Here is a 13,315-nt window from a genome sequence, read left to right as displayed (position 1 = left end):
ACTTTGTCATGTTTGAGAAAGTCGAAGCTCGGGATCTCGATGGTTTTCTCGAAGCGATCAGGCAACAGGTGGGTCTGGCTCAAGAGGCAATCGAGCATAAGAGTCAGCAGAGAATTGCTCGTTTGACCGGAGGTTTAAAAATGGTTGGCGACGGCAAAGAGCTTGTCGCACAAATACCCAGTTTAGATATTCGCCTGCCTGAAAAGATTGGTATGGAGTCTAAACGAATGGTCAAGATTCCGGTGGCTTCAATATTGCAACCGGTAGAACACAAGATTAGTGGTGTAACCCTGAATTTTGAAGTTGAACTTGAACACTTTTCCGTTGAAGGTAAAAAAAGCGTTGCACTAAGGATTATTAGCGGTGACGTAGCAAAATCTTCACGGCGCTACAATATGCGCGTTGAACTTATTGGTCGCCAGCCAGGAAAGGTGAATGTTTATATTAATGGTACTCTGTTCAAGCAAATTGAAAAGTAAAAGTAATGAATGCAGAGTCAGTCAGAAAGGATGAGTAATAATGATATTCTTTAAACGACAGGTATATCAGTTGACGCTATCAGAAAATGATCAAGCGAGGTTGCTGGAAATTATTCAAATGGAAGATGAGAAAAATGAACCGGCTAAAATCAAAACTAGCAAAAAGGTCAGGAATGTATTTCTTTCTATCTTTTCGCGTTTTAAAAAGGCCGCTTAATCAAATTTTATAAACAGGTTTTACCCGCAGCGTTTGGGGTGGATAGGTAAAAGTAGAGGAGAAAAGGAATATGACAAGTATAAAGAATATGACAAGTATAAAGAGTATGTGCATCGTTTGTGTCGCTTTTTTCAGTCTGTCAGCATCCGCATTTTGTGAAACCATGACGGGTAACTGGAGCGGAGCATATGCTACTGGCGATTCGTCTTTTAGTGTTTTACTACATCTTGATCAGGATACCGAACCTAAACTGGCAGGTGAACTGAAATACGGTGAGCCATGGGGATGCAAGCTTGAAGTCTACTATGTCGAAGGCGCAGCTCCGCAGAAAAAGTTTTCGGTTAAGTATCCTCTGGTTGGTGCTAACGGCCCGAGATGTAAACAGCTTAACGGTGTTAACATGAGTCTTACCATGGAAAACGAGAAACTTTTACTGAATATAGAAACTAAAAAAGGTGAAAAACAGCAAGTGACTCTTTCGAGACAGGAGTCTGCTAGTTAATTATAAGTAATTAAAATAATGAGACTGGAGATGCAGCATGACTGATTCAGAAAAACAACCGGTATCCGGTGAGTCAAGTATTCTTGATACCGGGAAGTTTCGGATTTGGGGAATTATCACGTTAGTTTATATGTTCGTTTTTGGTTATACCGGTTATGTTGCCTTCTGGCCGATGTCTTTTAATGATCCAGATAATACCGTTGGCAAGTACGTCAAGATTCTTGAGGAGTATGAGAAATCAAGAGCCGCTCAAGGAGGCCGAGGGGGGCATGATTTTAAACCGATAATGGATGAAATGATTAAAGAGTCAGAGGCTTCTGCGATGGATATGCAGCAACTTGCTTCTCAGTCTTTTAATATTGTTTTAGGCTCTTTCCTCGCATTTCTTTCTTCTACCATTACCATGCTGTTTCAATCAAAAGGTAAAGTTGATGAAGAGCCAAAAGCGGATGGGTAATAATTCAAATTAGTGGCTTCTGATGGAGTGATTTTGTCGTTCGATTTTATCTACTTTTATCAAGGTATTTCTCATTGAGTCGCGAATATTGTTATGTTTTCTAGTACAGGTAAGAAAATGGCTAAGAAAAGAGCTGCAAGCAACAATAAGGTTTTTGCGAATAAAATCTGGTTGATTGTGCTTTTGGTCTATATGCTCATTTTTACCTTTATTGCAATGGTTACTTTTTCACCTATGTCTCTATCTGATCAAGAAGAGACTGTTAAGGACTACGTCAGAATTTTTGAGCAGTACGAATCGAGTAATTCACAAGAATCTGCGCAGCAATTTAAGTCAATGATTGATAACATGATTCGTAATAGTCAGGATTCTATTGAAGAAAATCAGAGAACTGTTTTTCAGTCATTTCATATCGTTCTTGGCGGATTTCTGGCTTTTTTATCCTCCACAATCACCATAGTATTTCAAAGTAGAAATAGCTCTCCGGGGCGCGGACCAACAAATAGTGGTCCTTTTGAAAGTAATCCGACAGGAACGATACCGCCTTTCGTTTCTCGACGATTAGGTCGAAAAAAAGACAACAGAAAAAATATTGAAGACGACGATGCTATTGATAAGCAAGTTGAAAGTGTTGCTGTTAGTAGCAGTTCTCAGAGGGAGCGGAGAGAAGAAGGTGCGGGGAGCCCGTTAATGACTTCCAGTGCTGATACAACAGAGGTTGATTCTCATGCTAATTTGTCTGATGGACAGCTTGAATCGGCAACCCCCTCTGAATCCAGTCCAGGAATGGCAACCGAGATAACGCCGGCGTTAAATCTAAAGGATGATGCGAAAATGGAAACAACTCACCCGGTAACTACCAGGCAGCCAGAGAATGAAGATAAGCAAAGTGAATTTAAACAATATACCGTTGCTGCAGGAGACACTTTGGGCAATATTGCTGCCAGACTGCTTGGCAGTTCTGCCCGTTACAAAGAGATTGCAGAGCTGAATAATCTCGACAACCCGGATGAATTGAAAATTGGTCAGGTGCTGAAAATAAGGGTTGCAGACTCAACATCATCCAGTGGAGATAAAGTAACGGCGACAGGAAATGGTCAATCAATCACTTTAGAGCAGTTAAGCCAAATCGCAGAAAACTCCAATAAGGAAACTTTGCATACCTATATAGAGCCACTCAACCGGCAAATGCAAAAATTCAAGATCAATACTCCATTAAGATGTGCGCACTTTTTAGCCCAGCTAGCGCATGAAAGTGGATGTTTCAATTACAAAGAAGAAAATCTGAATTACAGCGCAGAAGCTTTGCAAAAAGTCTTTAATAAATATTTCCCAACAGAAGAGCTAGCCCAGCAATATGCTCGCCAGCCTGAAAAAATTGCTTCCCGAGTCTATGCCAACCGCATGAAGAATGGAGACGAAGCTAGTGGCGATGGTTGGAAGTATCGAGGCAGAGGATTAATTCAACTAACCGGTAAGGATAACTACAGTCGCTTTACTCAAACTATGAAAATCGACTTTGTTAATAATCCTGACTGGGTAGCAGATAATCCGGATTATTCTGTTGCGGCTGCCTGCTGGTTCTGGTGTGACAAAAATTTGAATAAAGCCGCTGACAAAGACGACTTGTTAAACATTACCAAGCGAATCAATGGCGGAACTAACGGACTGGATGATCGTAAGGTGTATTTGACAAAGGCTAAAGCAGCTCTCGGGATCGGTTAGTGAAGTTGTAGATATTGTCCAGAAGTCGATTTTCCATCTATTCAAATATTTCTGCTTTTAGCCTGATTAATCATTCAGAAGTAGAATACAGAATACCAGCAAGCTTCCTGACGAAAAGATTAACAACGGTGAGCCCAAAATATTTTCCTGACTTCCTCCCTCAAAAAAGAAATCGCTCAAGGGATACAGTGTGATTGCTGCGGCCGCGAGGAAAGCAAAGATTATTATCAGTACTCGTTTATGCTGGAAAAAATATAGTCTGAGTTTTTGTCTGTAGGTGAATTTTTTCATTTATTGCTCCTCGCTGCCCAGTTTACCTTTGATTTGTTTAATATAGGTTTTCACGCTACCTAGCGGGATATTGAGTTTGTTTGAAGCTTCGCTATGTGAATAGCCGAGTAATTCTACGTAAACAAATACTCTTTGCTGAATACTGCTGAGCGAATTGATCGCTCGTTCGGCATCAATATATAGTGCATGGTTTTCCAGATAATTTTCTGGACGATAAATGTTGGTCTGCCATTTTTCCTTGAGCCTTTGAAAAATGGAAATTTTTCTTCTGGATTGAAGCAGTTCATTAAATGCGATGCGACATAACCAGGTTGAAAAGCTGGATTGCCCCTTAAACTGATTGAAGTTTAAAAAGGCCTTCACATAGGTTTCCTGAAGAATATCATCCATCATGATATTCTCGTATTTCTGGGCAAGAAACGCACGTAGCTTAGTATCATATCGACTAAAAAGCTCATTAAATGCATTTCTGTCGCCGGTATTCTGAATTAGAGCGACAAGTTGTTCGGTGGAAGCTTTGTTCACACTGTTTCAACCAGGCTCAGGTTTTCTTATCAAGCTGATGAAGTAGCAGGTAGGCGAGACCGAATAATCCAGGGAAAGCCGCTATTCCGTTTATCATATCGTTTAGGTCGACCGCGCCGTTTTGCGGAAAGTCCACCAGCCAGGAAAAGATGAGTATGGCCAGAGTGACAACAATCAGCATTATTCCCTTGCGTAAGTCTTTTGAAGAAGAATAAAAGTGGCGAGCGACTTCTTTAATTACTTCGGGAGTTATTGGTTGCTCCTGACTAATTGCATTTTCTACTGTTTTCAGAAACATTCTTTTGGTTTTATATTGATAGATAAGTAATGCAACAAATAACAGAGTAATGGATATAAAGACACTTATTGGTATCAAGATCTCTTCTAAATTGTTCATGCTTTCTCCTATCGTTTTTGCCACAAAGCATCGCCTAAATAGAGATGTCTAAGAGTACTTTCGAATACAGGCACTGCGTTGTCACCATTTAAGAATATTAAATAGGCGTTTTTACTTTTTGGGAAAAATATTGCGAGCGTGTTTACTCCGGGATCTTTTCCGGTATGAATCAGAGCAAACTCCTCTTGAGGAAAGTCAGTCAATATTTCCCAGCCTAATCCAAAGTAGTCATTGTCCTCGATTTTAACATGCTTGGTTAGCATTGCTTCATAAACGGGTCGCATCGATTCCGATTGTTGCATCAGATAGTGAAGAAAGCGGGTATAGTCTTCTACTGTGGTAATCAGATTAGCGGCAGCATTGGCAACATAATATTTTTCGACAGGATAAGCTTCGCCGTTTTCATTATGATTGACGGCATAACGGCTTTGTTCGACTTTGTCATTCCACCAGAAATGAGTATCTTTCATACCAGCCGGTGTAAACAGGTATTCTTCGGCGAGCGATTCAATGCTGGTATTAAATTTATTTTCCAGTGCAATTCTTAGATATTCAAAGCCTTCTCCGGAATATTGATGTTGGGTACCTGGCTCAAAATGAAAGGCTAGCTTGTTGTCCGGATTCATCCAGCGCCAGTTCTTGAAACCGGTCTGATGGGTCAAAACATGATTGATTGTCAACCGTCTATGTCTCGGATCATCTTTAACATCGGGATCCACCCAGTAAGGAAAGAGAGGCTCATCCAGTCTTAGCTTTCCTTCAGAAATCAATCGCAGTACCACAAAAGAGACCACTGGTTTGGTTAAAGAGGCCACTTTAAACAGTGTATTGTCCGGCGCTGGAACCCCGTTTTTAAGTTCGCCGTAAACCTGTGTCTTGCTAATCTTTCCCTGAGTAATGACGCCTAGTCCAAGCGCCGGTACACGCGCTTTTTTCAAAGCATCAACGATTAGTTTATCCACTGATGGACTCTGGTGATCGTAGCTAAGCACGTTGGACAAGACCCAGTCATCTTTCTTTTTGGTCCAAACCGAGGTAAATCTGGCGACGCTGGTTAAACGATCTGCTTTGCCCGGCGCTCGAATATAGAATTCGTGCTCGCCACTTTGAACCGCGCCGTAGAGTTTGCCCTGGTTATACAGAGGCGAAACCGAAAGTGAGCCCGGAGTTAGATGACGAATTGGTTTTTGTTCCGGGTTTGAACATATATTCTCCCGAACAGCCTTCAAAAAATCCTGCTTGTGCTGTATTCCCGACTGGTCGTGATAAAAAACGAGTGCCTCATCGATATGCTGATCCAGATAGTCGAGTTCACACTGATTGAAACTTTTGTCAAAAAATTCCGCATCCAGTCTTTCAAGTTCTTCACTAAGCTTCTCGGACTCTTTATTAACAGATTGGGCAAAACTCAGATTTGCTATCGTACTGGTGCCAAACAGAAAAGCCAAAAACAGCATTCGAGACAGGTTCATTCGTTACTCCTTATTGTATTACCTGGAGTTAGATGCTCTGGAGTGTACATTTGGATTTAATTATTTATATTTTTTTTAAAATTGATGAGAACCGGTTGATTCAGGGCGGATTTTACGATGGTTAATTTTGTGATGGTTAATTTGAGAAGCATTGATTGGAATATCGTTGCTTTAATCATGCTTATTTAGCCAAGCCTGAACGTTTTTTGATATGTCATGGGTGAGCAATGTGGCAACCAGAAGGGAGCTGGCCTGTTCAGGCTACCACTCCCTTTATCTCTCTGCACGACTAGAACGAACTGGCTGAGAATAGACTTGATTTAAATGGCTATCTATTTATAGCGACTCAAAAGTAGTTTCTAATAAAGCCGGTTTAAGCAGACGTGCTATATCTTCAGGAAAGCATATTTTTTACCCCTTCCGCAAAGCGCATAAAACGTTGCTTGAGGGTTCGTCGAACTTTAATGTTGATACCGCTGAAAATACTGGTGGCTTCTATCAGTAGCGTTGGTACATTCGGTTGATTAACTGATGGTGCACTGTTGTTAACTCCACCAAAGATACAAAATGCTTTGACCCTGACATTAATGTCCTCGGGAACAAGAAAGGTCGAACCGCCGAAGAGACTAAACACTTTTATATGTGTTGTCGGGTGAAGGAAATGGGCATCCGTAAAGTCTATATCTCCGCCGCCGAAAACATTTGTCACGTTGATTTCTCTGGCGACGTTCCACATCCCGGAACGACCACTGCCGCCGAATATATTGACCATATCATCGACTTCATCGCCAAAGTCCGCATGTGAACCATTCTCCAGCTCCGGGTTGAGCGACATTTGTGCTTTTTTCATTGAGACAAAGTCATTATCAACCACCAGATCAAGATCTTCAGTCAAAGCCAGAAGGGTTTTTGTATCCTTGGCTTCCATTGCGGTATCCAGACGTTTTTCAAAGGCCTGGAGAGAAAGCTTGTCGTGACCATAGTTCATGATTAACTGGTCAATTACTTCTTCACGAACCTGGTGAAGAGGGCGGTCTTCAGGTTTTACAGGCATTTGTCATTCCTTTTACTGTAATGTGTTGGATGGATTATAGAATAAATCAGTGCTTTAAATCGAATAACCCAACTGGTCAATTCGAAATATCCATATTATTGAGCAATTATAATGCCAGATAGAAAAAGTGTTATATTTCAATTGGTTAGTTTGGTTGTGCTTTTTTTAACTGTCACAGGCGTTAATTATTAGTGTTTTTAGCTAAGTCGATTTGCGGGTTTGACCATTACCAGAGTTGTTTGATGGATTGACATTAGTACCACTCAAAATACTACAAGTGCTTGAGTAAAGAGCGAGCAAGTGCTCTGGCAGTAGTCCATTTACCGCCGAATATGCTAATTAACCGATTTTGTCGAACAATTCGATATTCGCGACTCGCTTTGCCTGCATCCTCGCTGCCGCCGAGAAGAGGTCGTAGGCCGGAAAAGCTTGCCTCAATATCGTCCGGTTGAATATTGGGTTCGAAGTAATAGTTGTACAGGGACAGCAGATAGTTTTGTTCTTCCCGGGAGCACTTGATGGGGTCACTTATTTTTTGGCGTACTTCGGTTGTTCCAAGCAGGGTTCTGTTTTTAAACGGAAGTACAAAGGCTACTCGTTTTTCGTCGGGCACTTCAAGCAAGTGACCAAATTTTGAGATTGGCGGAACAATCAGATGGCTTCCCCGAACCAGATCCAGAGTCTGCCGGGATTCGACATTAGAATCTTCCAGTAACTGAGCACTCCAGGGGCCGGCAACATTGATAATTCGATCAAACTCCAGCTTGGAATCGGCCAGCTTTGAATCGGTCGCTGTTGAGGTCTTCACTGACAAGACGCCACTGGCATCAATTGCGGTAACCTGAGTATTCGTTCGAAACTTGACCGATTCCTTTTCACATTGTTCGGCCACCCAAAGTCCGAGCGCTCTGTCATCCATTTGACCGTCGATAAATAAATAGGCCCCTTTTAATCCCCGTTGCAATAGTTTTGGCGAACATCGCTTAACCTGTTTGCGGGTTAACCAACGATGTTTGCCAATCCCCTTATTCCCGGCGAGAAAATCGTACAGCATTAATCCCAGTTTTATTTTCCAGCGAGAACGAGTGTGATTGTAGAGCGGGTAAAGAATTGGCAGTCTGCGGGTTAGACCGGGAACATTGTTGAGCCACCATTGCCGCTCATGCAATGCCTCTTTAACCAGTCGAAATTCGAAGTTTTCGAGATATCGCAATCCACCATGAAGTAATTTGGTTGATGCGGTGCTCGTTTTTCCCATTAATTCATCTTTTTCAAATAATGTCACCTGATGACCATTCAGGGCCAGCTGCCAGGCACAACAAAGACCATTAATGCCACCACCGACGACTGCGATTTTTAAGGCGTTTTTTTCTGCCATATGGTTGGCATCTCGGATATTTTCAGAAGTTAGTTCAAGTATTGGCGAAAAATGTGAGAGTCGCAATATTAAGCTGGATGGTATGGCTCATCGGCACGCAAATCTGCAAGCCTATACGAGGCAAATATACATTCAAGGCAAATATACATTCAAGGCAAATATACATTCGACGCCAGCTTAAGAACTGCGCATATTGTGGCTAACGGGCCATTTCAAAATTTATCTGGATTTTTCTTAGGGACGAACGCCACACAGCCAGTTTGTCGTGCTCCCAACACACAATTAGTGTCCCAGCACATCATCTCGAAAGCTTTCACAAAGCTCAACAAAGTCTTCCGCAATCTCCACGGGAATATCAAGCTCATTCAAAGTTTGGGTCATAATTTTGATAAAAATATCGTAATGCGAGTCGTTGAGTCCTTTTTCAACTAGCGGAGCATGAACGTCACGCAGTTCCACTCGGTTAAACTCTTCCTCGCCTCCCATAATGCTTTTGAAAAACTTGCGCAGCTTAACGAGTTGCTCATCGTGGTCTACATCGGTGAAAAAGCCTTTGATTTTTGGCTCGTTGATAAAATTTTCGTAAAACAGGTTAACCGCTGCCTCGACAGCTGCGTCTCCTCCTACACGGTAAAAAAGCGAATTATCCAAGGTTCACTGCCTTTAATTTTGGTCTCAGTGCATAATCACCTATAAAGTAATAGCTTATCGGGTATAGATTATCAATGCATTAACTGAAAATAGAGAGTTCGAAGTTATAAGAAAAACAACTCTGGCGCTTATTCAAAATAGCAATTGAGCTATTTAAGGAAAGTTTTTAAAATCCGAAATAATGTTAGTATGCTTTCAATTTGTTCCCGGTTGTTTTGTCGGGCTAAAGTTCACGAAAATACAGGTATAAATCGATAAAGCTTCATTGCTTTAAGGACGAAGAATAGGAAGAAGAATATGAAAACGCGCTATTTCACGGGTATTTTGCTGGTCACTGGTTCACTTGTTGGTTGTTCCACAATTTTAGATCCTGATAGAGAGTTTGCCGAACCGATCACTGGTTCCGTGATTATTGCCAAGGATGTTCTGAGTCCAGATGAAAAGCCCAAAGGGTGTGATGCCAAACCTAAAAGCCAACAAGAGCAGTGCAAAAAGCAGGTGGATGAACTGACAGATTCTATTACCAATGCAAAGAAGAAAAGGCTGGATTGAACTGAACCGGGTTTTATCTCCAAAATTTTATGTCCAAAATTTACAATTCATTCACTGTTAAAGCCACTATTATCCACAGAAAATTTGTTGGATAGATACAGGTATTGACGATGTATACAAACGTTTTGGTTTTTCTACTACTTTTTTTTGGTAACTGCTTCGCCGCCTGGGCGAAAACGGACAGTCGTGTCGCGCTGGTGCTTCCCTCTGTTGATATTCAGGGAAAGGCAATTGGCATTAACGAGTTTATTGGTAAGAAGCCGGTCTATCTAAAATTATGGGCAAGCTGGTGTGTGCCCTGTAATGAACAAATGCCGCATTTTGTAGAGGCTCATCAGCAATATGGCGACAAAATCGAGTTTGTGTCGGTCAATATTGATATCAATGATGATGCTGTATCGGTCAATAATATGATTGAACAGTATGGGATGAAGATGCCTACTGTGGTAGATGCGAATGGAAAAATTGCTGCAACATTTGATTTGCCAGGTACACCTTTGCATCTGCTACTTAATACGAAGGGACAGTTGGTCCATAGAGGTCACAAGGTTGATGCTTTGCTAAATCGCCGACTCGACTTATTGGCGAGAGAAGACTCCGCTAAAACTGAAGAATTTGGTAAAGAGTTGCTTAAGATAGAAGTCTTTGATGCCGGAGCAGAGAAAAAAACGATTTCTCTACCGAAAACGGAGTGGAGCGCACTTTATTTTTCGGCGACCTGGTGTGACTGGTATTTGACCGAATCAAGGCCTGAACAAAGTCGAAACTGTATTAGCGGACAAAAAGGTCTTAACCGCTTAAACACGGATTTTCCTGAAATATCATTTAAAGCGATTGTTTCTCGGCTCTGGACTTCGCAAAAGGAAGTTGAGGAATATCGCAAGCGCTATCAATCGGTTGTCCCTACCGTGATAGATACCAACAATCAGACTTTCCTCAAATATTCGGTGAATAAATTGCCGACTCTGCTCATCTTTAAAAACGGACAGGAAGTTGAGAGATTTGAGAATTTTCAAAACAAAGATGTGCTGAAGAAGCAGATTGACGCGATTCTTGAAGGCTCTATTTCGTTATAGCGCGTATTCTTTATCGCCTGGTGCGGCAAAGCGGCGTATAATAGTTTCGCTATCAGCTACAAGCGTATGCCTGACGCAAAAGATAAGCAGATATTCGAAGACATGGAAGACATGGAAGACATGGAAGACATGGAAGACATGGAAGACATGGAAGACATGGAAGACATGGAAGACATGGAAGACATGGAAGACGAGGAAGACGAGGAAGACGAGGAAGACGAGGAAGACGAGGAAGACGAGGAAGACGAGGAAGAAGATCAGATTCGTCAGCTCTCTTGTCAGCTTTGCTGCTATGATTATCACACTTGTCGAACAAATTGATATGCCAGGCAGATACCCAAAACTAATATCATTTGTTGATGAATATCAAATAGTTAAGTCACTAAAGTCAATCCCCAGGCGGGAGCCCGGGCACCAGGAAAAGCATGAAAAAAACATTTGAACTAACCCATCCGAAAATCAAGGTGGCTCGAATGGTCGAAGCTGTTAAGCATGAGATCAAAAAATACCTGAAACGAGAAAGAAATAAGCCACTGCCGGAAGATGCCGGATATTGGGATTTTGACTGTCGTTTCGGTCCGACTGAAATTGAAGCAAGCTCTCTTCACGTAACCGAAATAAACAAGCAGATCGATAAAGCCGAAGCCGACGGATTGACGTCTTTTTACGTCGAAATTCTGGCCAGGCCGGGCAAAAGAAAAAGTCCTCAATAATAATCCATGTCGCATAGCAATCCGAAAGATTCACTACATGGTGTGAAGCTGGTAACCATTCTGGAACAACTGGTGGAACACTATGGATGGGATGAATTATCCGTTCGAATTAATATTAACTGCTTTAAAGACCAGCCTTCGATCAAATCGAGCCTTAAATTTTTACGTAAGACAGACTGGGCCAGAAGTAAAGTTGAGCTGCTCTATCTTTCGACTTTTAGTGAGAGTAATCCCTGGATTCAGGCCGGGCAAAAAAAATAGGGTAGATAATCCTGCGATGAACTGGCGGCATGGCGCCGCTAATTTTATTCATTATTAAAAATCAGGTTTTCCGCGCATTGATTTGATACCACTACGCCGAGTTTTTGAGTCGAGTCGTTTCTTTTGCGAGGATTTGGTCGGCTTGGTCGCTTTTCGAGGTTTTGTAACTTTGGTGGCTTCTTTAATCAACTGGTATAGTCGTTCCAATACCGCTATGCGGTTTTTCTCCTGGGTTCTAAATTCCTGTCCTTTTATCACAATAATACCCTGTTTGGTGATTCGACTATCTTTGAGCGCAAGTAAGCGCTCTTTGTAAAAGTCGGGCAATGAAGAGTTTTGAACGTCAAAGCGCAAGTGAATTGCAGAAGATACCTTATTGACATTTTGTCCACCGGCGCCCTGTGCGCGGATAGCTGAAAGCTCAATTTCTGAAATTGGGAGCGCTACCCGGTTAGAGAAGATAATGTGGTCATTCTGGATAAAATCGTTCATCGGCCTATCATAACAATTTTTCGCCATTAATGGAGCCTGGCGATAGTGCCAGGCTAATAATTAGACTATAAAGTTAAATGTTGCCGGGGTGATTGAACTCTTCGCTCAGGGAGGGGAGGAGCTCGACTTTTCTGGCGACAGAAACCAGTCGCGCCTGATACGGCAGCCCTATCAGTACCTTGTCTTTATTGGGGATTTCAGTTTCTGCGAGCCAAACCTCTTATGTTCGAGAGTCCAGGACATTAAAAAGTATACGCCTACTATTGTGAGTTAAAAGGGGGCGTTTAAATCGATTGTGGATATTGGGCAAAGCCGTAAGAAAAGGTTTGTATTAGGGGAAATTTTGGCGCTTTTTATGTGTAGGAATTGGGGGGATTTAAATTAAGGTCGTTGTTTTCTTGGGGTTAATTTTTTCTGAGAGCTATAAAAGCGGGAGCTATTTATCTAAAGGGGACTTCCGCTTTTTTAAAAGCTTGGCAAAATTATTAGTTCAAGAGCATTTCGCAGCGCTGCGCTTTCCTGCGAGATACTTTTTTCAAGAGCGAAAAAAGTACCCAAAAACGCCCTTTTTCGCTGCGCTGGCACTCTTACATGAGCGCGTTGATGTCACCTAAAACTTTGACCTGGATAAAACTGATAATTGCTATCGCCCTCAAGGTATGATTGCAGCCAAATGCTGGGCACGGTTGCTTTCGCGCCGGGGTTACGAATTGAGTTAAGTTCAGGCTGTAAAATCCATCCAAACCTTTAACTTATTTCGATCAGTTCTGGTTTTATTAACCCTAAAAATAGTTTTTACCAACGACTATAGTCACGACTCAAAATGTATTATTCATGGTTCCTAGAGAGGTCCTACTAGAGGGTGGGGCGTGAATACAAATTGTTGGTGGGCGACCAGGAAGTGCTAAGGCCTTATCAAGAGTCAATTGCGCTGGCCCAGTGGCCTGAGCGTTGGGCATTTTTTGGTGACTTTTTGTTGCTCTTGACAAAAAGTTACTTATGTCCATGGATGGACTGTATGCAGTTTTTGCAGGAGCAAAAAACTGTCGCAGGAAAGCGCAGCGCTGCGAAAC

The 13,315-nt window shown here is 42.0% G+C and carries 19 protein-coding genes; 11 read left to right on the top strand and 8 right to left on the bottom strand.

Annotated features, from left to right (window positions below):
• Positions 1–8 precede the first annotated feature (8 nt).
• The 5 genes from IYN84_RS18220 (at position 9) to IYN84_RS18200 (ending at position 3,380) form a co-directional block, all read left to right on the top strand.
• Entirely contained in the window at positions 9–479 is a 471-nt protein-coding gene (locus IYN84_RS18220; protein ID WP_196140703.1) for a hypothetical protein, read from the top strand.
• Between the two features lie 40 nt (positions 480–519).
• Complete coding sequence (locus tag IYN84_RS18215) at positions 520–696, top strand: hypothetical protein (protein ID WP_196140702.1); 177 nt, start codon at positions 520–522, stop codon at positions 694–696.
• A 70-nt stretch (positions 697–766) separates the two neighbouring features.
• Positions 767–1,198, top strand: coding sequence for a hypothetical protein (locus tag IYN84_RS18210; protein ID WP_196140701.1), 432 nt, complete (start codon positions 767–769; stop codon positions 1,196–1,198).
• A gap of 37 nt (positions 1,199–1,235) precedes the next feature.
• Complete coding sequence (locus IYN84_RS18205; RefSeq protein ID WP_196140700.1) at positions 1,236–1,655, top strand: hypothetical protein; 420 nt, start codon at positions 1,236–1,238, stop codon at positions 1,653–1,655.
• A gap of 117 nt (positions 1,656–1,772) precedes the next feature.
• A complete protein-coding gene (locus tag IYN84_RS18200) occupies positions 1,773–3,380 on the top strand; it encodes a LysM peptidoglycan-binding domain-containing protein (protein WP_196140699.1) in 1,608 nt (535 codons plus the stop codon).
• Between the two features lie 66 nt (positions 3,381–3,446).
• On the opposite strand, the gene IYN84_RS18195 is transcribed toward IYN84_RS18200, so the two are convergent.
• The 7 genes from IYN84_RS18195 to IYN84_RS18165 all read right to left on the bottom strand — a co-directional run bounded on the left by IYN84_RS18195 (position 3,447) and on the right by IYN84_RS18165 (position 9,148).
• A complete protein-coding gene (locus tag IYN84_RS18195) occupies positions 3,447–3,671 on the bottom strand; it encodes a hypothetical protein (RefSeq protein WP_196140698.1) in 225 nt (74 codons plus the stop codon).
• Positions 3,672–4,196: an RNA polymerase sigma factor gene (locus tag IYN84_RS18190; protein ID WP_196140697.1), complete on the bottom strand. Its 525-nt coding sequence runs from the start codon at positions 4,194–4,196 to the stop codon at positions 3,672–3,674.
• 16 nt (positions 4,197–4,212) lie between these two features.
• On the bottom strand, positions 4,213–4,593 hold the full coding sequence (locus IYN84_RS18185; protein ID WP_196140696.1) for a DUF6249 domain-containing protein: 381 nt from the start codon (positions 4,591–4,593) through the stop codon (positions 4,213–4,215).
• 8 nt (positions 4,594–4,601) lie between these two features.
• Entirely contained in the window at positions 4,602–6,065 is a 1,464-nt protein-coding gene (locus tag IYN84_RS18180) for a class A beta-lactamase-related serine hydrolase (RefSeq protein WP_246723038.1), read from the bottom strand.
• A gap of 394 nt (positions 6,066–6,459) precedes the next feature.
• Positions 6,460–7,119 (bottom strand): LiaF domain-containing protein, encoded by a 660-nt coding sequence (locus IYN84_RS18175; protein WP_196140695.1) that lies wholly within the window; start codon positions 7,117–7,119, stop codon positions 6,460–6,462.
• Between the two features lie 271 nt (positions 7,120–7,390).
• Positions 7,391–8,497: a glycerol-3-phosphate dehydrogenase/oxidase gene (locus tag IYN84_RS18170; protein ID WP_196140694.1), complete on the bottom strand. Its 1,107-nt coding sequence runs from the start codon at positions 8,495–8,497 to the stop codon at positions 7,391–7,393.
• Between the two features lie 282 nt (positions 8,498–8,779).
• Positions 8,780–9,148: a group 1 truncated hemoglobin gene (locus tag IYN84_RS18165; protein ID WP_196140693.1), complete on the bottom strand. Its 369-nt coding sequence runs from the start codon at positions 9,146–9,148 to the stop codon at positions 8,780–8,782.
• A gap of 297 nt (positions 9,149–9,445) precedes the next feature.
• Here IYN84_RS18165 and IYN84_RS18160 point away from each other — a divergent pair, with 297 nt between their 5' ends.
• The 5 genes from IYN84_RS18160 to IYN84_RS18140 all read left to right on the top strand — a co-directional run bounded on the left by IYN84_RS18160 (position 9,446) and on the right by IYN84_RS18140 (position 11,750).
• On the top strand, positions 9,446–9,700 hold the full coding sequence (locus IYN84_RS18160) for a hypothetical protein (protein WP_196140692.1): 255 nt from the start codon (positions 9,446–9,448) through the stop codon (positions 9,698–9,700).
• Positions 9,701–9,810: 110 nt separating this feature from the next.
• Positions 9,811–10,776, top strand: a complete 966-nt coding sequence (locus IYN84_RS18155) for a thioredoxin family protein (protein ID WP_196140691.1) — start codon at positions 9,811–9,813, stop codon at positions 10,774–10,776.
• Between the two features lie 66 nt (positions 10,777–10,842).
• Positions 10,843–11,097, top strand: coding sequence for a hypothetical protein (locus IYN84_RS18150; RefSeq protein WP_246723037.1), 255 nt, complete (start codon positions 10,843–10,845; stop codon positions 11,095–11,097).
• Positions 11,098–11,201: 104 nt separating this feature from the next.
• Positions 11,202–11,489 carry a DUF6172 family protein gene (locus IYN84_RS18145; protein WP_196140690.1) on the top strand — a complete coding sequence of 96 codons (288 nt, stop codon included), beginning with the start codon at positions 11,202–11,204 and terminating at the stop codon, positions 11,487–11,489.
• Between the two features lie 6 nt (positions 11,490–11,495).
• Positions 11,496–11,750 carry a VF530 family DNA-binding protein gene (locus IYN84_RS18140; protein ID WP_196140689.1) on the top strand — a complete coding sequence of 85 codons (255 nt, stop codon included), beginning with the start codon at positions 11,496–11,498 and terminating at the stop codon, positions 11,748–11,750.
• A gap of 54 nt (positions 11,751–11,804) precedes the next feature.
• On the opposite strand, the gene arfB is transcribed toward IYN84_RS18140, so the two are convergent.
• Entirely contained in the window at positions 11,805–12,242 is a 438-nt protein-coding gene (gene arfB, locus IYN84_RS18135; protein ID WP_196140688.1) for an alternative ribosome rescue aminoacyl-tRNA hydrolase ArfB, read from the bottom strand.
• Between the two features lie 862 nt (positions 12,243–13,104).
• On the opposite strand from arfB, the gene IYN84_RS18130 reads away from it, so the two are divergent.
• Positions 13,105–13,315, top strand: a 211-nt coding sequence (locus IYN84_RS18130; RefSeq protein ID WP_196140687.1) for a hypothetical protein, incomplete at its 3' end; no start/stop codon positions are given.

It is taken from the genome of Aliikangiella sp. G2MR2-5 (assembly GCF_015687155.1).
Classification (GTDB): Bacteria; Pseudomonadota; Gammaproteobacteria; order Enterobacterales; family Kangiellaceae; genus Aliikangiella.
This window is presented reverse-complemented; position numbering and strand designations above follow the sequence as displayed.